Source organism: Kocuria sp. LHG3120 (assembly GCF_049897445.1).
Lineage (GTDB): Bacteria > Actinomycetota > Actinomycetes > Actinomycetales > Micrococcaceae > Kocuria > Kocuria rosea.
This window is the reverse complement of record NZ_JAFCWG010000002.1, coordinates 435,987-458,335: the sequence shown is the minus strand read 5'-3', so window position 1 is coordinate 458,335 and position 22,349 is coordinate 435,987. Positions and strand designations below refer to the sequence as shown.

Sequence of the window (22,349 nt, the reverse complement as noted above, 5' to 3'; positions counted from 1 at the left end):
GCCGGGTCCGCCCGCTCCGGGCGGACCCGGTCCGATGTGCTCCCGGTGCGCCGGTGCTCGGGCCTCAGCGCGGACACGGACGGCGGAGCTCCCCCCGCAGCGGACCGGTCAGATCCCCTCTCGCGTCCTCGTCCACGGCGACGGTGTCCGCGCCCAGCCACGTCGCGGTCGTCGCCAGCTCGGCCGCCAGCTCCCCGACGACGACGGAGCGCGTCGGCCACCTCGTTGCCGCGGCGGCGTCGGGACCCGGCTCCTCGGCGAAGGCGGAGCGGACCAGGAGGACGCCGCGGTCCCGGTCGTACTTGAGGTCGACCCGGGCGACGAGGGACTCGCCGAGCAGGAACGGCAGCACGTAGTAGCCGTGGGTGCGCCGGGAGGCCGGGGTGTAGATCCCGATGCGGTAGTGCATCCCGAACAGCTCCAGGAGCCGACGACGCTCGAAGACGAGCGGGTCGAAGGGGGCCAGCAGGGCACGGGCGCCCGTGCGGCGCGGGACGCCGGCGTCGACGTGCAGCCACGCCGGGCGGTCCCAGCCGGCGACCGTGACGGGCAGCAGCTCACCGGCGGCGACGAGCTCGTCGACAGCGCGGCGGGTGACGCGCTGCCCGAGGCGGAAGTAGTCGGCGAAGCACCGGACGGTGCCGATGCCGTGGGCGCGGGCGGAGATGCGGACGAGCTCGCGGACGGCGTCGTCCGGGTCCGGCGGCGGCTGCCCACGGACGTGCGGGGGCAGGACGCGCTCGGCGAGGTCGTAGACCCGCTCGAACTGTGCGTTGCGGCGCGCGGCGCCGAGCTGCCCGGCGTCGAAGAGGATCTCCAGGGCTGTCCTGGCGGGACTCCACCGCCAGCCCCACCCTTCCTCGGCGCGCTGCGCGTGGTGGGCGTCGACGAACGCCTCGACCTCCCGGCCCGTGAGCGGGCCGCGCTCGGCGACGACGTCACGGACGAGCTCGAGCACGCCCGGGTGGCGGGCCTCCAGCGCGTCGGGGTCCATGCCGGCCCAGCGCCGGCGGGTCCAGGCGACGAGCGGGAAGGTGGCGACGGGCAGGTAGCAGGCCTCATGCGCCCAGGCCTCGACGAGGCGGCGCGGCGCCCGGCCCGCTGCCCGATCGAGCAGGGCGGTGTCGTACGGCCCGAGCCGGGCGAGCAGCGGCAGCAGGTGCGCCCGGGCGAGGACGTTGACCGAGTCGATCTGCAGCAGCCCGATGCGCTCCACGGTGCTCGTGACGTGCCGCATCGTCACCACCGGGGGCCGGGTGCGGTCCAGGCCCTGGGCGGCGATCGCGACGCGGCGCGCCTGGGCCGAGCTGATCGTGCGGGTCACCCGGACGACGATACCGAGACCGGCGTGCGGAGTCGACGGCATTCGCGGCCGCGCGCACGACTGCGGCCGGGGCATGGTGGTCCGGGCACCAGCGGTCCGGCAGGGCAGCAGCCGGCGAGGGGGTCAGTCGAGCAGGCTCTCCAGGTGCGGGGTGCGCTCGTGGGCGCCCGGCAGCGGCTCGCGGCCCCGGCCCAGGAGGAACCACAGCGGGACCACGAGCAGCGCGAGCACCAGGCCCACCCACACCCACGAGGCGGTCAGCGCGTACTCCGCGCCCGTCAGCACGAGGGCGACGGCCATGAGCGCGGCGCCCAGCACGCCGAGCGCCCGCGCCGCGGCGGTCCGCCCGAGCTTCGCCACCGCGGCGCAGGCCAGGCCGTAGTAGAGGGCCACGAGCACCGAGATGATGCCGATCGAGTCGTCGAAGAGCGGCCCGGAGAACGCCATCCAGGCGGCGGCGACGGCGGCGGTGGTCCAGGTGGCGAAGGACAGGGACCGGAAGCGGCGCGGCAGGTGCCCTCCGCGCGCCATGGACATCAGGCCGCGGGAGGTGGGGATCATCGTGGTGCCGATGGACGCCCCCGCCGAGACCGCCACGAGCGCGGCCAGCAGCGGAGAGGCCACCGAGGACCCCGGGGCGTAGGCCCAGCCGATGGCGGCGTAGGCGGCCGCCACCACGCCCAGCGCGACCCACGCCGAGACCCGCGGGGCCCGCTGCGTGGTGGACTCCTCGGTGAGCGAGAACGTGGAGTCCCACCCCCAGTACAGGAACAGGGCCAGCAGCACGGCGGCCGCCACGTCCCCGGCCGAGACCCCGGTGCCGACGGCGAGCTCCGCGGTGCCGTAGAAGCCGGTCCACTCCCCGTCCTCGCCCGTGCCGGGCGGCAGGGCCGGCGCGGTGCGCACCGCCCACACCAGCACGCCCACCCCGATCAGCTGCAGGACGGCCAGGACCCACTGCACGGCGGCCGAGACCCTGATCCCCGTGGCGGACACCGCCGCGAAGGCCGCCATGAGCAGGGCGGCCACGGCGGTGGTGGTCCAGGGCCCGGCGCCGATCCCGAGGGCGAACAGGGCGGAGTCGGCCGTGACCCAGGCGAGGGAGGCGAGCACGAGGGTCGCCGAGAGCCACAGCCCCCACCCGCCCAGGAACCCGGCGAATGCCCCGTAGGCCTCCCGGGCCCATCGGTAGACGGTGCCCTGGTCCTCGTAGAGGGCGTCCAGGCGGGCGAAGCAGACCGAGACGACCACCATGGGGAGCACGGCGCCGACCAGCACCACGGGCGTCCAGGCGCCGACCAGGGCGTGGATGAGGCCCACCGTGACCACGGCCGAGTACAGCGGGGCGATCGAGGTGGACCCGATGACCGCGGAGGTCGTGGTGGAGATCGACCGGGGGAGCAGGTGGGCGGTCACAGCAGACCCTTCTTGTCGATGACGTTGGGCACGAACCGGCAGTAGTAGTCGGTCAGCGGGCCGTCCGACTCGCGGATGCCGATGCCGGCCGCGCCCGCCTCGCCCACCACCCACGAGCCGATGACCGGGTGGTTGGGGGCGCCGTCGGAGCCCGGGAAGTTCCGGATGGGCGTGTAGGCCTGCCACACGTCCAGCGGGGAGGCGTGGGGATGCTCGGAACGGATCCGCACGTCGCGGGCGTGCATCTCGATGCCGTCCCCCTCGCGGCCGAACACGGGCTTGCGCACCCACTCCCGCAGCTCGCCGGGCCCGTCCGGGTGGGCGGCCAGCAGGTTCTCGTGCCCGGGGAAGCACCGCCACAGCGCCACGAGCAGGAGCTTGTTGGACTGGAACATCTTCCACGCCGGCTCGTACCAGTGGTGCATCCGGGTGGGGTCGTCGAGCACGAACGCGCCGGGGCCGTCGTCGACCATGTGCTCCCACGGGTGCAGGGCGAAGATCTCCTCGATCGGGCCGACCACCACGGGGTCGTCCACGTCCCCGGTCGCGTGCACCCAGCCGCCGGACCCGGTGTCGTAGCGGACGTCCTCGACGGGCAGCAGGACGGCCCGGTAGCCGGCCTCGACCGCGGTGTTCGCGATGACGGCGGCGTTGGCCGCGTCCTCCCCGGACTCCTCCTCCCGGGTGTAGGCCACGTGCAGGGTCTTCGTGGCCGAGTACGGCAGCCGCTGCCGCCACCGGTCCACGAGCATGGGCCACAGCCCGTTGAGCTGGTCGAACTCCGGGTGGTCCTCGCCCAGGCCCGGGAACAGCGCCTCCATGCGGCTCCACTGGCAGATCGCCCCCTCGACCAGCCCGGTGGGGGTGTCGCCGTTGAGCTCGAGCATCTTCGGCGGGCCGGCCCCGTCCCAGGCCAGGTCGAAGCGGCCGTAGACCGAGGGCTCCCGCAGCCGGAGGGAGTGCTGGGCCAGCTCGAAGGCCGCGTCCGAGAGCCCGAGGGTGCCCAGGGCGCCGGTGGCCAGGTACCGGGCGGCCTCGGCGCACATCCGGTGCAGCTCGTCGGTGACGGACTCCAGCTCGTCCGCCTCGTCGGGGGAGAAGACGTAGGCGGCCGTCTCGTTCCAGTACGAAAAGGACCGGCCGTCGGGCCGCTCGGTGCGGGCGTAGGTGAGCCCCTCGGCGCGGACGGTGCGCTCCCAGCCGGGGCGCGGCGCCAGGCCGTCGATGCGCCGCATCAGGAGCCCCAGCCGCTCTTCGACCCGCCGAAGCCGCGCGAGACGCCGCTCTTGCCCACGGCGGCCCCGTCGCGGGGCAGACCGCGGGCCACGGTGGCCGAGCCCGGCGGCCGGCCGGTGCTCCAGCCCGCCGCGGACGACACCGGTGAGCCCACGGCGGGGACGGCCGTGGCCCGGGCGGAGCTCATGAGCACCCACATCGGGAAGAAGCCGCCCACCCGGGGCCCGCGGTCGTCGTCGCACTCGTCGTCGTCGACCCGCACTGGCTCGGCGCCGCCCTCGCCGTCCGGGTCCTCGACGCAGATCTGGGCGTAGTCCGAGTCCACCTCCTGCACGTCCTGGGCCTCCTGCCCGCAGCCGGTCAGGGCGATCGTCAGGGCGCCGATCGAGGCGGCGGCCATGGTCCGTGAGGAGGGGCGGGGCGGCATGCGGGGCCTTCCGGGACGAGGACGGGACGGGGTCGGTCGAGGGCTGAGGTGGCGCCGGTCCGGCCGGCGCGGTCCGCACGGCGGCGCCGGCGCACCCGGCCCGCCCGTGCGGGTCCTCCGAGCGTACGACGTCCCGGCCCCGTCCGGGCGCCCCGGCCCGGCCCGTGTCCCGGGCGCCGCCGGCGCCCGGGGCCCGGAGGAGCGGGCGCAACCAGGCGCAACATCGGCCCTTCCGCCGTCGCCGCGCAGTAGGCTTCGGGCACCTCCGGGGCCGGATCCCGCCGACCGGACCCGCCCCCGCGCCGAGCACCCAGGGGAGCCCATGAGCCGTGATCCCGCCGCCGCCCGCACCGCCCTCCTCGACGCCGGGGCCTGGTTCGCCGACCTCGTCGGGGAGATCCGCCCGCACCACTGGACCCGGCCGGGCCTGGGGGCCTGGGACGTCCGGGCGCTCGTGGGGCACACCCACCGCGCGCTCGTCACGCTCGGCACCTATCTCACGGTCCCCGCCGACGACGAGACCTGCACCGGCACGGCCCAGTACTACGCGCTCTCCGCCGCGGCCACGGACCCCGCTGAGGTCGAGGCCCGGGGCGTCGCCGCCGGCCGCGAGCTCGGCCGGCACCCGGCCGCCACCGTCCGGGCCTCGCTGGACCGGGCCCGGGACGCCCTGGCGCAGGTGCCCGTCGACGAGGACCCGCTGATCCGCACCCTGGTAGGCGGCACCCGGCTGCGCGCCTACGTGCCCACCCGCACGTTCGAGCTGGCGGTCCACGGCCTGGACGTCGCCGGGGCCTGCGGGCTGGACCGGAGACCCCCCGAGCACGTCCTGGCCGACGCCGGACGGACGGCGCTGGAGCTCGCCGCCCACGGCGGGCACCTGCCCGGGGTCCTGCTGGCGCTCACGGGCCGGCGGCCGCTGCCCCGGGGCTTCTCGGTCCTGGGCTGAACCGACCGGGGCTGCACCGACCAGGGCTGCACCGACCGGGGCGCCGGTCCTGGGCGGAAGCGGCCCGGACGCCGGTCAGAGCACCGTGCGCACGACCGTCGCCCAGCCCAGCGCGACGAGCACGCCGATCAGGGCGCCGACGACCGTCTGCGCCGGGGTGTGGTCCCCGGTGCGCACCCGCGAGACGGCCAGCACGACCGGCACCGGCGCCGCGGCCAGCGACGCCCACGGGGCGCTGAGGACGCCGAGCCCCACGGCCCAGCACGCGGCCATCGCCACGTGGGCGGAGACCTTCCACCACAGGGTCACGACCAGCAGCACCAGCAGGCCCAGCAGCACGAACGCCGTGGTCACGGGCACCACCGGAGGGACGCCCAGCGCGAGCTCGGCGACCACCACGAGCGCCGTCAGCACCCCCGTGGCGGCGTAGACCGGCAGCCGCTGGGCCCGGGCGCGCACGAAGTGCCCGTCCACCCGCCCGCGCCGGGCCAGCACCCGCAGCACGAGCATCGGCAGCGACGCCACGACCACCGCCGTCCCCAGACCCCACAGGGCCCCGGACCACCCGGCCCCCGACCAGCCGGCGAGCACCAGCAGGGACAGCACCAGCGGGGCGGGCGCGAACACCTCGGCCACCAGGGTGCTCGGTCGGGGCGTGCTGCGCGCGGTGGTCATGGGACGAGGCTAGCGGGGCCCCGGGTGCGCCCGGTCCTGTGGTGGACTGGGGCCCATGCGCATCGTTCTGCAGAGAGTGTCCCGGGCCGCCGTGACCGTCGGAGGAGAGGTCGTGGGGGCCGTCGAGGAGCCGGGGCTGCTGGCCCTGGTGGGCGTGACCCACGACGACGACGCCGCGACGGCCGCGAAGCTCGCCGAGAAGACCTGGACGCTGCGGCTGCTGGAGGGCGAGCGGTCCTGCGCCGACCTCGGCGCCCCGGTGCTCGCCGTCAGCCAGTTCACCCTCTACGGCGACGCCCGCCGGGGCCGGCGCCCCTCGTGGTCGGCCGCCGCCCCCGGCCCCGTCTCGGAGCCCGTGTTCGAGGCGTACGTCGCCGCGCTGCGGGAGCTCGGCGCGCGCGTGGCGACCGGCCGCTTCGGGGCGGCGATGCAGGTGGAGCTCGTCAACGACGGCCCGTTCACCCTGGTCCTGGACAGCGCCGAGCTGGAACGGCCCCGGCGGGGCTGAGACCGGGGCCGGCGCGGGCCGTCAGATCGCCGTGCGGGGAGCGGCCTCCTCGGAGCCCGTCTCCTCGCGGGCCTTCCGCTCCCGGGCGCGGTCGAGGGCCGCGATGACGGGCCCCGCGGTGACCCCGTGCAGCAGGACCGAGCCGACGACCACCAGCCCCACGATGCGCCACAGGGCCTGGTCCTCGGCGGCGAACTCGCCCTCGGACAGGGCGTAGGCGAGGTAGTAGATCGAGCCGATGCCGCGCACGCCGAAGAAGGCGAGCACGCCGCGCTCCCACGGTCCCGTCCGGCCGCCGAGCAGACTGATCCAGCCGGCGAGGGGGCGCACCAGCAGCAGGAAGGCCGCCGCGACGAGCACCTCCCGCCAGCTGAGCCCGGCGAACAGCCCCCGGGCCACGGCGCCGCCCAGGAGCACGAGCACCACCACGGTGAGCAGCCGCTCGAGCTGCTCGATGTAGCTGTGCAGCACGCCGTGGGCGCCGTGCACCCGCTCGCCCGCCCGGATGGTCACGGCGCACACGAACACGGCGATGAACCCGTAGCCCTCGACCATCTCGGTCAGACCGTAGGTGAGGAAGGTGGCGGCCAGGGCCACGAACCCCTCGGTCTGCGCGGTCGTGCGGACGCTGTCGAGCCGGGAGCGGAAGAAGAGCCGCCGCAGGAGCAGGCCCACGAGGACCCCGGCGAGACAGCCGACCGCGATCCGCCAGGCCACGTCCACGCTCAGGAAGTGCGGCAGCCACGCGCCGGGAGCGGTGCCCACCACGCTCAGGGCGATGGCGAGGTAGACGAACGGGAAGGCCAGGCCGTCGTTGAGCCCCGCCTCGGAGGTGAGCCCGAAACGGACCTCGTCCTCGCCCTCGAGGTCCTCCTGCGACTCCGAGGGCTCCCCGACCTGCACCTCGGAGGCCAGGACCGGATCGGTGGGGGCCAGCGCCGCGGCCACGAGCACGGCCCCGGCCGCGCTCAGCCCCAGCACCGACCAGCCCAGCAGGGCCGCCCCGAGCAGGCTCAGGGGCATGGCGATCCCCAGCAGCCGCCAGGTCGTGGCCCAGCGCCGGAAGCCCAGCGGTCGGTCCAGGGCCAGCCCGGCGCCCATCAGCGAGACGATCACGCAGATCTCGCTCAGGTGCAGGGTGACGGCGCTGTGGGCCACCGGGTCCGGGTCGGGCAGGGTGTCGGCCAGGGCGAAGATCACCGCCCCGGCGGCCAGGAACACCATGGGCATCGACACGGGGGCCCGCACGAGCAGGCGGGGCAGCAGGGCGGCCGCGAACACGGCGAGCCCGGCGGCGGCGAAGAGCAGACTCGGGGCCTCGAACACCGGTACCTCATTCCTGGAACGGCCGGGCGGGATCCCCGGTGGACCCCGCGCCGCAGCGGTCGTGGCCGTCGCCGGGCGGAGCGCGCCCGCCGCCGGCACCGACGTGATCAGCGTGCTGATCGTACGCCCTGTGCCCCCTCGTCCGACAGGCCGCGACGGGTGCAGCCGCTAGCCTGAGGGGGTGACCGGCTCCCTCTTCGACGACCTCGACGCCCCCGACCCCGGTCCCCGCGCCGCCGGGGACGGGGCGGACCGTGCCGCCCGCCCGGCCGGCCGGGCGCGGCGCTCCCGGGCGCCGCTGGCGGTGCGGATGCGCCCGCGCCGCCTCGACGAGATCGTGGGCCAGCAGCACCTGCTCAAGCCCGGCTCCCCGCTGCAGGTGCTGGCGGGGGAGGACCGGGGCCCGGCGGGACCGTCGTCGATCATCCTGTGGGGCCCCCCGGGCACGGGCAAGACCACCCTGGCCCACGTGATCGCCCGGGGCGTGTCCCGGAAGTTCGTGGAGCTCTCCGCGATCACCGCCGGCGTCAAGGACGTGCGGAAGGTGATGGACGAGGCGCTCACGGACCGGGACCTGCACGGGCGCACCACGGTGCTGTTCCTCGACGAGATCCACCGCTTCACCAAGGCCCAGCAGGACGCGCTGCTGCCCGGGGTGGAGAACCAGTGGGTGGTGCTGGTCGCGGCCACCACGGAGAACCCGTCCTTCTCGGTGATCTCGCCGCTGCTCTCGCGCTCGCTGCTGCTCACGCTGCAGCCGCTGGAGCGCGCCGACATCGGGGCGCTGCTGGACCGGGCCGTCGCCGACCCCCGGGGACTGAACGGCGAGGTGGAGCTCACCGCGGAGGCCCGCGAGCACCTCCTGGACCTGTGCGGCGGGGACGCCCGCAAGGCCCTGACCTCCCTCGAGGCCGCCGCCGGGGTCGCGTTCTCGGAGCAGCCGGACGACCACGACACGGACGGGGACACCGGCGGGGATACGGACGGGGACGACGGCGGGGACCGCGCGCGGCCGGTGCCGGTGATCACCCGGGAGCACGCCGAGGAGGCCCTCGACCGGGCGGCGGTGCGCTACGACAAGAACGGCGACCAGCACTACGACGTGGTCAGCGCGTTCATCAAGTCGATCCGCGGCTCCGACGTCGACGCCGCGATGCACTACCTGGCCCGGATGATCGAGGCGGGGGAGGACCCGCGGTTCATCGCCCGCCGGCTCATCATCTCCGCCTCCGAGGACATCGGCACCGCCGACCCGACCGCCCTGCAGACCGCGGTGGCGGCCGCCGACGCCGTGCAGCTCATCGGCATGCCCGAGGGGCGGATCCCGCTGGCCCAGGCCGTGGCGCACCTGGCGACCGCCCCGAAGTCCAACGCCGCCTACACCGCGATCAACGAGGCGATCGCCGACGTCCGCGCCGGCCGAGCCGGACCCGTCCCGCTCCACCTGCGCGACGCCCACTACCCCGGCGCGGGCCAGCTCGGCCACGGCCGGGGCTACGTCTACTCCCACGACGAGCCCAACGGCGTGGCCGCCCAGCAGTACCCGCCCGACGAGCTCGTGGGCACCGACTACTACCGGCCCACCGAGCACGGCCGCGAGCGCGAGATCGCCCACCGCCTCGAGATCCTGCGGGGCATCGTCCGGGGCCGGTGACCGCCGGGCTCAGCGGCCGAACAGGTGGCGCACCACCGACGCGGCCGTGCGCTCGTCGATGAGCAGGTCCGTGACCACGCCCGCCCGCAGGGCGCCCACCACGCCCGGCACCTTGTGGTCCCCCGCCACCACGCACAGCCGGCGCGGGATCCGCCGCAGCTCCATGGGCGTGGGCCCGCTCGCCCGCCGGTTGTAGTCGATGTCGGCGTAGGTCCCGTCCTCCCGCAGGAAGACCGTGCACACGTCGCCGACCACCCGGTGCGCGGACAGCTCCCGGAGCGCGTCCTCCGGCAGGTAGCCGCTGGTGTACACCTGGGAGATCATCGGACCGCGGAAGGCCCCCACGCTGAACACCGCCAGGTCCGCCGCGTTGCGCACCGCCAGCACCCGCCGCACCGAGGACTCCTGCCACATCAGCCGCCGCGTCTCCTCCTGGTCGAAGAACGCGGGGGCGGGGAAGGGCAGCAGCGCGGCCCCGAAGGCCGCCGACATCTGCCCGAGCAGCGCCGAGGACTGCGCCGCCCCCGTGGAACGGGCGCTGACCGCGCCGTTCATCTGCACGACCACCGCGTCCCGCGTGGCCTTCGGCTGCAGGTGGCCCCCGATCGCGGAGGTCGTGATCCCCCAGGCGACCGCCAGCGTCATCCCGTCCCCGAACCAGTCGCCCAGCAGCCCCGCCGCGGCCCGGGCCACGGACTCCAGCCGCTGCGGCTCCGTGGCCGTGCGCGGCGTGCCCGCCACGTGCACCGTCACCCCGAAGGCCTCCCGGAGCCGGTGGGACAGGTCGTGTCCCGCGTCCGGGGGAGCCGCGAGGCTGATCCGCACGATGCCCCGCTCCCGGGCGGCCTGCAGCATCCGCGAGACCGTGGGGCGGGAGACCCCGAAGCGGTCCGCCACCGCCTCCATCGTCATGCCCTGCACGTAGTACAGCTCCGCCGCGTGGTGGAGCTCGGCATCACCGTGCATGTGACCCTCCCTTCCCTGCACGTCCGTTCATTTGCTTTGAGCATAGGTGCAACCCAGGACAGAGTGTGATGCAGAGCACCTTCCCGACCGCAACCACCCGCCCCGAGGAGTTCCCCACCATGGCCCACCCCACCCTCTCCAGCGCCGAACGGGACCGCGCACTCGCCGAGTTCTCCGACGGCCCCGAGCTCGACGTCCTCGTGGTCGGAGGCGGCATCACCGGCGCCGGCATCGCCCTGGACGCCGTGACCCGCGGACTGCGCACCGGCATCGTCGAGGCCCAGGACTGGGCCGGCGGCACCTCGCAGTGGTCCTCCAAGCTCGTCCACGGCGGCCTGCGCTACCTCCAGCAGCTCGACTTCAAGCTCGTCTCCGAGGCGCTGCGCGAGCGCGAGCTGCTCCTGGACTTCCTCGCCCCCCACCTCGTCAAGCCCGTGCCCTTCCTCTACCCGCTGACCCACCGCTTCTGGGAGCGGCCCTACGTCACCGCCGGGATCGGCCTCTACGACGCCCTCGCCCACATCGGCGCCAAGGTCGCGACCCTGCCCTACCAGCGGCACTACAGCTTCAAGGGCGTCCAGCGGGTCTTCCCCGACATCAAGCCCGGCTCCATGGTCGGCGCCGTCAAGTACTGGGACGGCCAGGTCGACGACGCCCGCCTCGTCGTCACCATCGTGCGCACCGCCGTGCGCTACGGCGCGCTCGCGGCCAACCGCACGCGGGCCGTGTCCTTCCCCACGGACGAGACCGGCCGGGTGGTCGGCGCCACCGTGCGCGACCTCGAGACGGGGGCGGAGCACACGGTGCGGGCGAAGACCGTCATCGCCGCCACCGGGGTCTGGACCGAGCAGACCCAGGACCTGGCCCACGCCGAGGGCGGGCTGAAGGTGCTCGCCTCCAAGGGCATCCACATCATCGTGCCCCGCGAGCGGATCCGCGGCGAGAGCGGGCTGATCCTGCAGACCGAGAAGTCCGTGCTCTTCATCATCCCGTGGGCGCGGTACTGGATCATCGGCACCACCGACACCCCCTACCACCAGGACCTCGTCAACCCGGTGGCCACCGCGGAGGACATCGACTACGTCATCGACCACGCCAACGTGGTCCTCGACCGGCCGCTCACCCGCGAGGACGTGATCGGCACGTACGCCGGGCTGCGGCCGCTGCTGCAGCCCGGGACGAAGAAGGGCGGCGGGGACGCCCAGTCCACGAAGATCTCCCGCGAGCACACCGTGACCGAGGTCGCCCCCGGGCTGATCACGATCGCCGGGGGCAAGCTCACCACCTACCGGGTGATGGCCGAGGACGCCGTGGACCTCGCCCTGGGGGAGGAGCGGGCCAAGGCCGTGCCCTCGGTCACCGACCGCACTCCGCTGCTGGGCGCGGAGGGCTATCTCGCGCTCCGCCACCAGGCCGGCAGCCTGGGCGCCCGGCACGACTGGAACGAGGAGCGGGTGCAGCACCTGCTCGGCCGCTACGGTTCGGCGATCACCGAGATCGCCGAGCTCGTGGAGGACCGCCCCAACCTGGGCCGCCCTCTGGAGGGGGCCCCGGCCTACCTGCGGGCGGAGATCGTGCACGCCTGCACCCACGAGGGCGCGCTGCACCTCGAGGACATCTTCGACACGCGCACCCGGCTCACGTGGGAGCAGGCCCGCCACGGCCTCGACGCGGTCGAGGAGATCGCGGACCTCGCGGCCGAGGCCCTCGGCTGGGACGACCGGCGGCGGGGGGCCGAGGTCGAGGCCTACCGGCTCCGCTGCGCGGCGGAGGACGAGGCCGCGAGGACCCCGGACGACACCGCGGCCGCCGCCGCACGGGCAGCGGCCCCCGACGTCCTGGAGCTCGTGCGCCCCTCCGAGGCCTGAGCGCCCACCCGTCCCACCGAGCCCCGTCCCCTGACCCCACCCCCCCCCACCGGCCGTCCCCGACGGACGGCCGGTCCACCCAATCCGCACCACCTGAGGAGTCGCAGTGCTGTCGATGTCGAACGCAGTGGTACAGGCCGTCGCGCCCACCGTGCCCATCTCCCTGTCCACCGTCTTCTGGTCCGAGGTCGCGGGCACCGCGATGCTGATCCTGCTCGGCGCCGGCGTGGTCGCCAACGTCGCACTGCCGAGGTCAAAGGGCCTCGGCGGCGGGTTCCTGATGGTCAACTTCGGCTGGGGCCTGGCGGTGTTCGCCGGCGTCTACGTCGCCTGGCAGTCCGGCGCGCACATCAACCCCGCCGTGACCGTGGGGCTGTGGGCCAGCGGCGCCGAGGAGTACGCCCCGGGGGTGGCCGTCACCCTCGTCAGCACGCTCGTCTACTTCGCCGGAGAGCTGATCGGCGCCTTCCTGGGCGCCGTGCTCGCCTTCCTCGCCTACAAGAAGCACTTCGACGAGGAGATCGACGCGGCGACCAAGCTCGGGGTCTTCGCCACCGGCCCGGCCGTGCGCTCCTACGGCTGGAACGTGGTCACCGAGGTGATCGGCACGTTCGTCCTCGTCATCGTGATCCTGCTCTTCGGCAACACGCCCTCGGAGATCGGGCCGCTGGCCGTGGCGCTGCTCGTGGTCGGCATCGGCGCGAGCCTCGGCGGGCCCACGGGCTACGCCATCAACCCCGCCCGTGACCTCGGTCCGCGCATCGCCCACGCCGTGCTGCCCATCCGCGGTAAGGGCTCCAGCGACTGGGCCTACGCCTGGGTCCCGGTCGTGGGCCCGCTCATCGGCGCCGTGCTCGCCGGCGGCTTCTACCAGCTGTACGCCAACGTTCCCGCCTGACGCCCGCACCACCACCGACCCGTCCACGACACCACAACGAAGTGAGGGACCACCCATGAGCACCGACACCAAGTACGTCATGGCCATCGACCAGGGCACCACGAGCTCCCGCGCGATCATCTTCGACCACCGGGGCACGATCGTCAGCACCGGCCAGCTCGAGCACGAGCAGATCTTCCCGCGCGCCGGCTGGGTGGAGCACGACCCCATGGAGATCTGGCGCAACGTCCGCAAGGTCGTCGCCGACGCCGAGGCCTCCGCCGAGATCAACGCCCGGGACCTGGCCGCCGTGGGCATCACCAACCAGCGCGAGACCACCGTGGTCTGGGACCGCACCACCGGGGAGCCCGTCTACAACGCCATCGTCTGGCAGGACACCCGCACCCAGAAGATCGCCGAGGAGCTCGGCGGGGAGGCCGGCCCGGACCGGTACAAGGACCGGGTGGGCCTGCCGCTGGCCAGCTACTTCTCGGGCCCGAAGGTCAAGTGGATCCTGGACAACGTGGACGGCGCCCGGGAGCGGGCCGAGCGCGGGGACCTGCTCATGGGCAACACCGACTCCTGGCTGGTGTGGAACATGACGGGCGGCGTGGACGGCGGGGTGCACGTCACCGACGTCACCAACGCCTCGCGCACCATGCTGATGAACCTGGCGACCCTCGACTGGAACGAGGAGATCTGCGCGGACATGGGCATCCCCACGTCGATGCTGCCCGAGATCCGCTCCTCCTCCGAGGTCTACGGCAAGGGCCGCACCCGCGGCTTCCTCAAGGACGTGCCGATCGCCGGCATCCTCGGCGACCAGCAGGCCGCGATGTTCGGGCAGGCGTGCTTCGAGAAGGGCATGGGCAAGAACACCTACGGCACGGGCAGCTTCGTGCTGATGAACGTGGGCACCGAGGTGGTGCACTCGGAGAACGGGCTGCTGAGCACGGTGTGCTACAAGATCGGCGACCAGGACGCCGTCTACGCCCTGGAGGGCTCCATCGCCGTGACCGGGTCCCTGGTCCAGTGGCTGCGCGACAACCTGGGCATCCTCTCCTCAGCACCGCAGGTCGAGTCCCTGGCCGCGTCGGTCGAGGACAACGGCGGGGCCTACTTCGTCCCGGCCTTCAGCGGCCTGTTCGCCCCGTACTGGCGCTCGGACGCCCGCGGCGCCCTGGTGGGCCTGACCCGCTACGTCAACAAGGCCCACATCGCCCGGGCCGCCCTGGAGGCCACGGCCTACCAGTCCCGCGAGGTGGTCGAGGCGATGAACGCCGACGCCGGGGTGGACATCACCGAGCTCAAGGTGGACGGCGGGATGACCGCCAACGAGCTGCTCATGCAGTTCCAGGCGGACCAGCTCGGGGTCCCGGTGATCCGCCCGGAGGTCACCGAGACCACGGCCCTCGGCGCCGCCTACGCCGCGGGCATCGCCGTCGGCTTCTGGTCCGGGACGGAGGAGGTCACCGCGAACTGGGCCGAGAACAAGCGCTGGGAGCCGCAGATGGAGGACGCCGAGCGCGGCCGGCTGTTCCGCAACTGGCAGAAGGCCGTCACCAAGACCTTCGACTGGGTGGACGAGGACGTCGACTGACCGCGTCCGCGCCGAGGGCTCGTGCGCCGGAGCGCCGTCCGGGACTCCCGGGCGGCGCTCCGGCGCGCCGGGACCGGGACGGGGGCCGGCCCGCACCGCGAGCACCCCGGGGCGCGCCACGGCCCCGCACACGCTATAGTGGGACGTCGGCCGGCAAGGCCCGTGCTCCCGCACGCCCGGCGCACCGCCTCAACCACGGTGCGCGGCGCGCGGCCACGGCGCTTGCAGGACAGGAGGATTGCGGCTGATCCTCACCTCTCCGGCGGGACCGATCCCGTCCTCGGAGGCCGGACCGAACAGAACACGCTCCCCCCGCACCGCACGCCGGACGGGGGAGGGCACCGCATTGTGAAAGGTAAACGTGGCTAACAACACGCGTGCGCGCCGCCAGGTGCGCAAGTCCCGCGCCCTCGGGATCGCCCTGACCCCGAAGGCCGAGAAGTACTTCGAGCGCCGTCCCTACGGCCCCGGCGAGCACGGCCGTGCCCGCCGGAAGGCAGACTCGGACTACGCCGTCCGGCTGCGCGAGAAGCAGCGTCTCCGGGCGCAGTACAACATCCGCGAGAAGCAGATGCACATCGCCTACGTCGAGGCCAAGCGCCAGGAGGGGCAGACCGGTGAGAACCTGGTCGCCCTGCTGGAGTCCCGCCTGGACGCCCTGGTCCTGCGCTCCGGCTTCGCCCGGACCATGGCCCAGGCCCGCCAGATGGTCGTGCACCGCCACATCCTGGTGGACGGTGAGCGGGTGGACCGCCCCTCCTACCAGGTCAAGGAGGGTCAGCTGATCCACGTGCACGCCAAGTCGGAGAAGATGGTGCCCTTCCAGGTCGCCGCCGCCGGCGCGCACCAGGCCGTGCTGCCCGACACCCCGGGCTACCTCGACGTGCAGATCGAGAAGCTGCAGGCCAAGCTGGTCCGCAAGCCCAAGCGCGCCGAGGTCCCCGTGACCTGCGAGGAGCAGCTCGTGGTGGAGTACTACGCCCGCATGGCCTGATCCTGCGGGCTCCTGCCGCCGGGACCCCCCCGGGGCAGGGCCTTCCCTGCGGAGAGCCCGCGGCGCCTGCGCCGCGGGCTCTTCCGTTCGGTACAGTTGATCCCCGGGCACCGCGCCGGTGCCCGTCCCCGCACGCCCGGGCGGTCCTGCCGCCCCGGCCCCCCGACCCGACCAGCAAGGAGCGCGCCGCCCCATGACCGGTGGAGAAATCGCAGGACTGCTCGCCGCGGGGGTGTTCGCCGTGCTGGTGCTCCTGCTCGCGGTGCCGATCCTCAAGCTCGGCAAGGTCTTCGACGAGCTGCGGCTGACGATCCGCTCGCTCAACAACGAGACTGTCCCCCTCATCGACGAGGTCACCCGCACCGTCTCGACCACCAACTCGCAGCTCGAGAAGGTGGACGGGATCACGACCAACGTCTCCGACGCCTCCGCGAACGTCTCCGCGCTGTCCTCCCTGGTGGCCTCCACCGTGGGCCAGCCGCTGATCAAGGTCGCCGCGTTCTCGCACGGCGTCCGCCGGGCGTTCACGGGCGACACCGCGCCGCACGGCTCCCACCGGGCCGACCGCTTCGGGGCCGCCGACGAGCAGGCCCCCGGCGCCCCGGGGGAGGACCGGCCATGAGCTTCTGGGGCCGGCTCGCCCTCGTGGCCGCCGGCGGCGTGCTCGGCGCCGCCGCCACCCGCCTCGCCCGATCACCCGGCCAGGACCTCTCCGTGCCGGGCGGGGCCGGCGCCGCGCGCACCCCCCGCCCCGGGGACTGGCGCTCCCGGCTCTACCGCTTCGCCGCCACCGTGCGCGCGGGCATGGACGAGCGCGAGGCCGAGCTGCGCGAGTCCTTCGGCGTCGCCGCCCCCCGGCCGCAGACCGGCCGTCTCGACGCCGGTCGCACCGCCCCGCCGGTGCTCGACGGCACCGCCGCCCCCCGCGCGGCCGGGGCCGCGGCGGAGCCCACCGACCCCTCGACCGAACGCGAAGGAAAGCACCGGTAATGCTCTCTCAGGAAATCACCAAGCGCTGGCTGGACTACTTCGAAGGCCAGGGCCACACCGTGGTGCCCTCCGCCTCGCTGATCTCCTCCCAGCCGGGTGCCATGTTCACGATCGCGGGCATGGTCCCGTTCATCCCGTACTTCCTCGGCCAGGAGACCGCCCCCTACCGGCGCGCCACGTCCATCCAGAAGTGCATCCGCACCCTCGACATCGACGAGGTGGGCAAGACCGCCCGGCACGGCACGTTCTTCCAGATGGCCGGCAACTTCTCCTTCGGCGACTACTTCAAGGAGCGCGCCATCCCCATGGCGTGGGAGCTGCTCACCAGCCCGCTCGAGAAGGGCGGCTTCGGCCTGGACCCGGACCGGCTGTGGGTGACCGTCTACGAGGGCGACGAGGAGTCCTACACGCTCTGGAAGGACACCGTGGGGGTGCCTGCCGAGCGGATCCAGCGGCTGGGCCGGGACGAGAACTACTGGGACACCGGCCAGCCCGGTCCCGCGGGCCCCGACTCCGAGATCTTCTACGACCGCGGCCCCCGGTACGGCCGGGAGGGCGGCCCGGCCGTCGACGACGACCGGTACATCGAGATCTGGAACCTCGTCTTCATGCAGTACCAGCGCGGTGAGGGCTCGGGCAAGGACTACGAGATCCTGGGCGACCTCCCCGAGCAGAACATCGACACCGGCCTCGGCGTCGAGCGCCTGGCCATGCTGCTCCAGGGCGTCGAGAACTTCTACGAGACCGACCAGGTCCGCCCCGTCCTGGACCGGGCGTCCGAGCTCTCGGGGAAGCGCTACCACGGCTCCGAGAAGCCGGGGGAGGAGGGCTACGACGACGACGTGCGGATGCGCGTGGTCGCCGACCACGTCCGCTCCTCGCTGATGCTCATCGCGGACGGCGTGAGCCCGTCCAACGAGGGCCGCGGGTACATCCTGCGCCGCCTGCTGCGCCGCGCGATCCGCGCGATGCGCCTGATGGGCGTCACCGAGCCCTGCCTGCCCGTGCTGCTGCCCGCCTCCCGGGACGCCATGCGCGGCGTCTACCCCTACGTGGCCGAGGACTTCGAGCGGATCTCCCGGATCGCCTACGCCGAGGAGCGGGCGTTCCTGAAGACCATCGAGTCCGGCACCACCCGGCTCAACGAGGCCGTGGCCGGCGCCCGGCGCCAGGGCCAGGCCGTCTCCGGCGCGGAGGCCTTCGCCCTGCACGACACCTACGGCTTCCCCATCGACCTGACCCTCGAGATGGCCGCGGAGGCCGGGGTCGCGGTCGACGAGACGGCCTTCCGCGGTCTCATGGAGGAGCAGCGCCACCGCGCGCAGCAGGACGCCCGCGCCAAGAAGGGCGCCCACGCCGACCTCTCGGTGTTCCGCCGGCTCGTCGACGAGGGCGGCTCGGTGTTCACCGGCTACACCCGGCTCGGCCACGAGACCGTGCTGCGCGCCCTGCTGCAGGACGGCGTGACCGTCCCTGCAGCCTCGGCCGGGGAGCACGTCGAGGTCGTCCTCGACGAGACGCCGTTCTACGCCGAGGCCGGCGGCCAGGCCGCCGACCGGGGCACCATCAGCGGCGACGGCTTCGTGCTCGAGGTCACCGACGTCCAGCAGCCCGTGAAGGGGCTGTCCGTGCACCAGGCGGTCGTGCGCGAGGGCGAGGCCCTTTCCGGGGCCACGGTGCTCGCCCAGGTGGACGTCGCCCGCCGGCGCGCCGCCGAGGCCGCCCACACCGGCACCCACATCGTCCACGCGGCCCTGCACGACATCCTCGGCCCCGAGGCCGTCCAGCGCGGTTCCTTCAACAAGGAGGGGTACCTGCGCTTCGACTTCGCGTGGGGCGAGGGGCTCGCCGAGGCCCAGCGCCGGGAGATCGAGGAGGTCTCCAACGCGGCGATCCACGCCAACCACGAGGTCGTCACGCAGGAGATGGCCCTCGACGAGGCCAAGGCCATGGGCGCCATGTCCCTGTTCGGCGAGAAGTACGGGGACCGGGTGCGCGTGGTCGAGCTGAACGGACCCTGGTCCCGGGAGCTGTGCGGCGGCACGCACGTGGGCGGCACCGCCCAGATCGGCTCCCTCACCCTGCTCACCGAGCAGTCCGTGGGCTCGGGCAACCGCCGCGTCGAGGCGCTCGTGGGCCTGGACTCGTTCCGCCACCTCGCGGCCGAGCGGACCCTCGTGCACCAGCTCACCGGCATGCTCAAGGTGCAGTCCTCCGCGGAGCTGCCCGAGCGCCTGGCGGGCACCCTCGAGAAGCTGAAGTCGGCCGAGAAGGAGCTCGCGGTCCTGCGCCGGGAGAAGTTCCAGGCGCAGGCCGGCGCCCTGCTCGACGGCGTGCGGGAGGTCGGCGCCGTAAAGGTCCTGACCCACGACATGGGCGAGGTCTCCGGGGCCGACGACGTCCGCTCGCTCGCCCTCGACCTGCGCGGCCGGATGACGGCGGAGCCGTTCGTCGTCGCCGTCACGGGCACGGCCAAGGGCCGTCCCCTGGTCCTCGTGGCGACCACCGAGGGCGCCCGCGCGGCCGGGGTGCAGGCCGGCCGGCTCGTGCGCACGGCCGCCAAGGTCCTCGGCGGCGGCGGCGGCGGCAAGGACGACATCGCCCAGGGCGGCGGGCAGGACCCGGCCAAGACGGGGGCCGCCCTGGACGCGGTGCTGGCCGACATCGCCCGGGCGACGGGCGGCGCCGCCGCGTGAGCGACGCCTACGCCCGGGGACGGCGGATGGGGGTCGACGTCGGCCTCGTCCGCGTCGGGGTCGCCCTGTGCGACCCCGACGGCATCCTCGCCACGCCGCTCACCACGCTGCGGCGCGACCCCGACCCCCGGAAGGGCTTCGACGTGAAGCTGCTGGCCGGTCTGGTCCAGGAGCACGACGTCGTCGCCGTCTACGTGGGGCTGCCCCGCAGCCTCGACGGCGGGGAGAACGCCTCGACCGCGATGGCGCGCGACTACGCGGAGGCCCTCGTGCGGCGGCTGCGCGTGAAGGGCCGCGACGTGCCGGTGCGGCTGGTCGACGAGCGCCTCAGCACCGTGGACGCCCACCGGGCGCTGCTGGAGGCCGGGGTCGCCCGCCGCGACCACATGGACAAGGTCGACCAGGTGGCCGCGGCCACCATCCTGCAGAGCGCCGTGGACCGGGCCAGGGCGACCGGGGCGGAGCCCGGCGCGCCGGTGGAACCGCCGGTCCCCGGCGCCGCGGCACCCGCCGTCCCGCATAATGGGGGTGACCGCGACGGGCAGGGTCCGGCCGCGGCCCGCCGCGGGGAGTCGTCCACCGGAGCCGGGAACACGGCCGAGGACACCGCCGAGGACACCGCCGGAGCGCCCGACCGGGCGCGGACGGCACCGTTGACGACCACCGATCCGGACGGAGAGCATTCGTGAGCGACGATCCGTACGACCAGTCGGCGCCCCGCCGACCCGAGGCGCCCCGGGAGTCGTCCGGCGGCGGTCTGGGCAGCCTCCTGGACGCCCCGTCCTCGAGGGAGCCCTCCACGGGCCTGCGCGGCGTCTTCGAGCACGAGGAGCTCACCCCCGAGCAGGTCAAGCGGCGCCGGCGCCGCGGCCGCGTCTCACTGACCACGGCCATCGCCCTGTTCCTGCTCGCCGCGCTGATCACGGTGTCCGTGCTCGGCTCCACCTTCCGGTGGTTCGAGGTCCGCGACTACCGCGGCGACGGCAAGGACCCCGTGACCTTCTCCGTGGCCGACGGCGCCACCACCGGCCAGATCGCCGTGGCCCTCGAGGCGCAGGGGATCGTGGCGGACGCCGAGACGTTCGTCGAGACCTACCAGGAGGAGCACGCCGAGCAGTTCATCCAGCCGGGCGAGTACGAGCTGCGCACGGAGATGAGCTCGGAGGCCGCCGTGGACGCGCTCATGGAGGAGGACGAGGCCACCCACTACGCGGCGGTCAACCGGACCCTGCGCATGACCGACGTGTTCGGGGTCCTCAGCGAGTCCACCGGCATCCCCGTCTCCGAGTTCGAGGCCTACCGGGAGGACACGGCGACGTTCGGGATCCCGGACCGCTTCCCCACCCTCGAGGGCTGGCTGCACCCGGGCGAGTACCGGTTCCCGCTGGACGCCACGGCGGAGCAGATCCTGCAGACGATGGTGGACCGCACCCGCACGACCCTCGACGACAACGGCATCAGCGACGAGGACCAGATCTTCGAGGTGCTCACCATCGGCTCGATCATCGAGTTCGAGGTCCAGCCCGAGCACTACGACGTGGTGGCCGGCGCGATCGAGAACCGGCTCGAGAACCCCGACGGCGAGACCTCCGGTTTCATCCAGTCCGACGCGTCCGTGACCTACGGCCTCGACCGCCGCAGCTACGACTTCTCGGAGGAGGAGCGCCGCGACGAGTCCAACCGGTACAACACCTTCGCCAACCCCGGCCTGCCGGTGGGCCCCATCGGCTCCCCGGGCGACGCCGCCATCGCGGCGGCCGCCGACCCGCAGGACAACGACTACTACTTCTGGGTGACCGTGGACCTGGACACGGGCGAGACGAAGTTCGCCGAGACCTACGCGGAGCACCTGGGGTACGTGGAGGAGTACAACCAGTGGTGCAGCGAGAACGAGGGCCGGTGCGGGTGAGTCCCGCCCGCGCCGCCGTGGTGGGCCACCCCATCGGCCACTCGAGGTCCCCGGACCTGCACCGCGCCGCGTACGCGGTGCTGGGCGAGGACGTGCACTACGACGCCCACGACCTGGTCGAGGAGCAGCTCCCGCCGTTCGTCGACGCCCGCCGGTCCGATCCCGCCTGGCGCGGGCTGTCGGTGACGATGCCCCTGAAGTCGGTGGCCGCCGCGTGCGCGGACGAGCTCACGGTCCTCGGGGCGGCGGTGGGCGCGGTCAACACCCTGCTCTTCCGCCCGGACGGGACGGTGCTCGGCCACAACACCGACGTCACCGGCATCGTGGGCGCGGTGCTCGCGGCGGGCACCGTGCCGGCCGTCCCCCGGGCCGCCGTCCTCGGCGGGGGCGGCACGGCCACGGCCGCCGTCGCCGCCGCGCAGCGGCTCGGGGCCGCCTCCGTGGACGTCTTCGTGCGCTCCGCCACCCGCGCCGGGCGCGCCGTCGAGGCGGGGCGCCGGCTCGGGATCCCCGTGCACCTGCGGGCGTGGGACGAGGCGCCGGGCCTCCTGGCCGCGTACGACGTGGTCGTCTCCACCCTCCCGCCGCACGGCGCGGACGAGCTGGCGGCGCAGCTGGAGGCCGCCGCCCCGACCACCACGGGCGTCCTCCTGGACGCCGCCTACGACCCGTGGCCGTCGGCGGTGGCCGCGGTCTGGTCCCGGGCCGGGGGAGCGGTGGCCCCGGGACTCGATATGCTGATCTTCCAGGCGGTGGACCAGATCCGCCTGTTCACCGGCCGCGATCCGGGCACACCCCTGCCCCGCGAGCAGGACGTGGTCGCCGCGATGTGCGCGGCCGTGGGGCGGCCCATCCTCGCCGCCCCGTCCCTGCCCCGCACCTGAGACCTGTCGGCGGCCGCGCCCCGCGGGGCCCTGTCGCCGAGACCCCGAAC

At 74.2% G+C, this 22,349-nt stretch carries 20 protein-coding genes; 13 read left to right on the top strand and 7 right to left on the bottom strand.

The window, feature by feature from the left end; genetic code table 11:
• Positions 1–64: 64 nt before the first annotated feature.
• The 4 genes from ACP7CD_RS06095 to ACP7CD_RS06080 form a co-directional block, all read right to left on the bottom strand.
• On the bottom strand, positions 65–1,366 hold the full coding sequence (locus ACP7CD_RS06095) for a winged helix-turn-helix domain-containing protein (RefSeq protein ID WP_426119425.1): 1,302 nt from the start codon (positions 1,364–1,366) through the stop codon (positions 65–67).
• Between the two features lie 81 nt (positions 1,367–1,447).
• A complete protein-coding gene (locus ACP7CD_RS06090) occupies positions 1,448–2,740 on the bottom strand; it encodes an amino acid permease (RefSeq protein WP_426119423.1) in 1,293 nt (430 codons plus the stop codon).
• Entirely contained in the window at positions 2,737–3,975 is a 1,239-nt protein-coding gene (locus ACP7CD_RS06085; RefSeq protein WP_426119421.1) for a glutathionylspermidine synthase family protein, read from the bottom strand. The genes ACP7CD_RS06090 and ACP7CD_RS06085 overlap by 4 nt, the downstream gene beginning before the upstream one ends.
• Positions 3,975–4,403 (bottom strand): hypothetical protein, encoded by a 429-nt coding sequence (locus tag ACP7CD_RS06080; protein WP_126346302.1) that lies wholly within the window; start codon positions 4,401–4,403, stop codon positions 3,975–3,977. Before ACP7CD_RS06080 ends, ACP7CD_RS06085 begins: the two co-directional genes overlap by 1 nt.
• Positions 4,404–4,725: 322 nt before the next feature.
• On the opposite strand from ACP7CD_RS06080, the gene ACP7CD_RS06075 reads away from it, so the two are divergent.
• Entirely contained in the window at positions 4,726–5,352 is a 627-nt protein-coding gene (locus ACP7CD_RS06075; protein WP_426119419.1) for a maleylpyruvate isomerase N-terminal domain-containing protein, read from the top strand.
• A 75-nt stretch (positions 5,353–5,427) separates the two neighbouring features.
• Here the strand turns inward: ACP7CD_RS06075 and ACP7CD_RS06070 are convergent, their stop codons facing one another.
• Positions 5,428–6,027 carry a hypothetical protein gene (locus ACP7CD_RS06070; protein WP_426119417.1) on the bottom strand — a complete coding sequence of 200 codons (600 nt, stop codon included), beginning with the start codon at positions 6,025–6,027 and terminating at the stop codon, positions 5,428–5,430.
• 55 nt (positions 6,028–6,082) lie between these two features.
• Here ACP7CD_RS06070 and dtd point away from each other — a divergent pair, with 55 nt between their 5' ends.
• Positions 6,083–6,535: a D-aminoacyl-tRNA deacylase gene (gene dtd / locus ACP7CD_RS06065; RefSeq protein WP_095650955.1), complete on the top strand. Its 453-nt coding sequence runs from the start codon at positions 6,083–6,085 to the stop codon at positions 6,533–6,535.
• Positions 6,536–6,556: 21 nt separating this feature from the next.
• On the opposite strand, the gene ACP7CD_RS06060 is transcribed toward dtd, so the two are convergent.
• Entirely contained in the window at positions 6,557–7,861 is a 1,305-nt protein-coding gene (locus ACP7CD_RS06060) for a cation:proton antiporter (protein WP_229588367.1), read from the bottom strand.
• Positions 7,862–8,042: 181 nt separating this feature from the next.
• On the opposite strand from ACP7CD_RS06060, the gene ACP7CD_RS06055 reads away from it, so the two are divergent.
• A complete protein-coding gene (locus ACP7CD_RS06055; RefSeq protein WP_229588369.1) occupies positions 8,043–9,515 on the top strand; it encodes a replication-associated recombination protein A in 1,473 nt (490 codons plus the stop codon).
• Positions 9,516–9,524: 9 nt separating this feature from the next.
• On the opposite strand, the gene ACP7CD_RS06050 is transcribed toward ACP7CD_RS06055, so the two are convergent.
• The gene (locus ACP7CD_RS06050) at positions 9,525–10,481 is read right to left on the bottom strand and encodes a sugar-binding transcriptional regulator (RefSeq protein ID WP_095650958.1); all 957 of its coding nucleotides are present in this window, start codon (positions 10,479–10,481) and stop codon (positions 9,525–9,527) included.
• A gap of 68 nt (positions 10,482–10,549) precedes the next feature.
• Between ACP7CD_RS06050 and ACP7CD_RS06045 the strand changes: the two genes are divergently transcribed.
• The 10 genes from ACP7CD_RS06045 (at position 10,550) to ACP7CD_RS06000 (ending at position 22,299) form a co-directional block, all read left to right on the top strand.
• Positions 10,550–12,349 carry a glycerol-3-phosphate dehydrogenase/oxidase gene (locus ACP7CD_RS06045; RefSeq protein ID WP_426119413.1) on the top strand — a complete coding sequence of 600 codons (1,800 nt, stop codon included), beginning with the start codon at positions 10,550–10,552 and terminating at the stop codon, positions 12,347–12,349.
• 115 nt (positions 12,350–12,464) lie between these two features.
• Positions 12,465–13,247 carry an MIP/aquaporin family protein gene (locus ACP7CD_RS06040; protein WP_031282381.1) on the top strand — a complete coding sequence of 261 codons (783 nt, stop codon included), beginning with the start codon at positions 12,465–12,467 and terminating at the stop codon, positions 13,245–13,247.
• Positions 13,248–13,302: 55 nt separating this feature from the next.
• Positions 13,303–14,826, top strand: coding sequence for a glycerol kinase GlpK (gene glpK / locus ACP7CD_RS06035; RefSeq protein ID WP_109222652.1), 1,524 nt, complete (start codon positions 13,303–13,305; stop codon positions 14,824–14,826).
• Between the two features lie 361 nt (positions 14,827–15,187).
• Positions 15,188–15,820 carry a 30S ribosomal protein S4 gene (gene rpsD, locus ACP7CD_RS06030; RefSeq protein ID WP_017832285.1) on the top strand — a complete coding sequence of 211 codons (633 nt, stop codon included), beginning with the start codon at positions 15,188–15,190 and terminating at the stop codon, positions 15,818–15,820.
• A 193-nt stretch (positions 15,821–16,013) separates the two neighbouring features.
• Complete coding sequence (locus ACP7CD_RS06025; RefSeq protein ID WP_031282383.1) at positions 16,014–16,442, top strand: DUF948 domain-containing protein; 429 nt, start codon at positions 16,014–16,016, stop codon at positions 16,440–16,442.
• Positions 16,439–16,810, top strand: a complete 372-nt coding sequence (locus ACP7CD_RS06020; protein WP_052133033.1) for a hypothetical protein — start codon at positions 16,439–16,441, stop codon at positions 16,808–16,810. Before ACP7CD_RS06025 ends, ACP7CD_RS06020 begins: the two co-directional genes overlap by 4 nt.
• Positions 16,810–19,506, top strand: a complete 2,697-nt coding sequence (alaS, locus tag ACP7CD_RS06015) for an alanine--tRNA ligase (protein WP_109222651.1) — start codon at positions 16,810–16,812, stop codon at positions 19,504–19,506. The genes ACP7CD_RS06020 and alaS overlap by 1 nt, the downstream gene beginning before the upstream one ends.
• Complete coding sequence (ruvX, locus tag ACP7CD_RS06010) at positions 19,503–20,195, top strand: Holliday junction resolvase RuvX (RefSeq protein WP_229588678.1); 693 nt, start codon at positions 19,503–19,505, stop codon at positions 20,193–20,195. Before alaS ends, ruvX begins: the two co-directional genes overlap by 4 nt.
• The gene (locus ACP7CD_RS06005; protein WP_052133031.1) at positions 20,192–21,415 is read left to right on the top strand and encodes an endolytic transglycosylase MltG; all 1,224 of its coding nucleotides are present in this window, start codon (positions 20,192–20,194) and stop codon (positions 21,413–21,415) included. The genes ruvX and ACP7CD_RS06005 overlap by 4 nt, the downstream gene beginning before the upstream one ends.
• Complete coding sequence (locus ACP7CD_RS06000; protein WP_426119638.1) at positions 21,406–22,299, top strand: shikimate dehydrogenase; 894 nt, start codon at positions 21,406–21,408, stop codon at positions 22,297–22,299. The genes ACP7CD_RS06005 and ACP7CD_RS06000 overlap by 10 nt, the downstream gene beginning before the upstream one ends.
• The last annotated feature ends 50 nt before the right edge of the window (positions 22,300–22,349 follow it).

Bases quoted from the DNA above. Each gene is read 5' to 3' on its own strand.
- ACP7CD_RS06095 (WP_426119425.1), bottom strand. From the start codon at position 1,366: ATGCCGTCGACTCCGCACGCCGGTCTCGGTATCGTCGTCCGGGTGACC.
- ACP7CD_RS06085 (WP_426119421.1), bottom strand. From the start codon at position 3,975: ATGCGGCGCATCGACGGCCTGGCGCCGCGCCCCGGCTGGGAGCGCACC.
- ACP7CD_RS06080 (WP_126346302.1), bottom strand. From the start codon at position 4,403: ATGCCGCCCCGCCCCTCCTCACGGACCATGGCCGCCGCCTCGATCGGC.
- ACP7CD_RS06075 (WP_426119419.1), top strand. From the start codon at position 4,726: ATGAGCCGTGATCCCGCCGCCGCCCGCACCGCCCTCCTCGACGCCGGG.
- ACP7CD_RS06070 (WP_426119417.1), bottom strand. From the start codon at position 6,027: ATGACCACCGCGCGCAGCACGCCCCGACCGAGCACCCTGGTGGCCGAG.
- dtd (WP_095650955.1), top strand. From the start codon at position 6,083: ATGCGCATCGTTCTGCAGAGAGTGTCCCGGGCCGCCGTGACCGTCGGA.
- ACP7CD_RS06050 (WP_095650958.1), bottom strand. From the start codon at position 10,481: ATGCACGGTGATGCCGAGCTCCACCACGCGGCGGAGCTGTACTACGTG.
- ACP7CD_RS06045 (WP_426119413.1), top strand. From the start codon at position 10,550: ATGCAGAGCACCTTCCCGACCGCAACCACCCGCCCCGAGGAGTTCCCC.
- ACP7CD_RS06040 (WP_031282381.1), top strand. From the start codon at position 12,465: ATGTCGAACGCAGTGGTACAGGCCGTCGCGCCCACCGTGCCCATCTCC.
- glpK (WP_109222652.1), top strand. From the start codon at position 13,303: ATGAGCACCGACACCAAGTACGTCATGGCCATCGACCAGGGCACCACG.
- ACP7CD_RS06025 (WP_031282383.1), top strand. From the start codon at position 16,014: ATGACCGGTGGAGAAATCGCAGGACTGCTCGCCGCGGGGGTGTTCGCC.
- ACP7CD_RS06020 (WP_052133033.1), top strand. From the start codon at position 16,439: ATGAGCTTCTGGGGCCGGCTCGCCCTCGTGGCCGCCGGCGGCGTGCTC.
- alaS (WP_109222651.1), top strand. From the start codon at position 16,810: ATGCTCTCTCAGGAAATCACCAAGCGCTGGCTGGACTACTTCGAAGGC.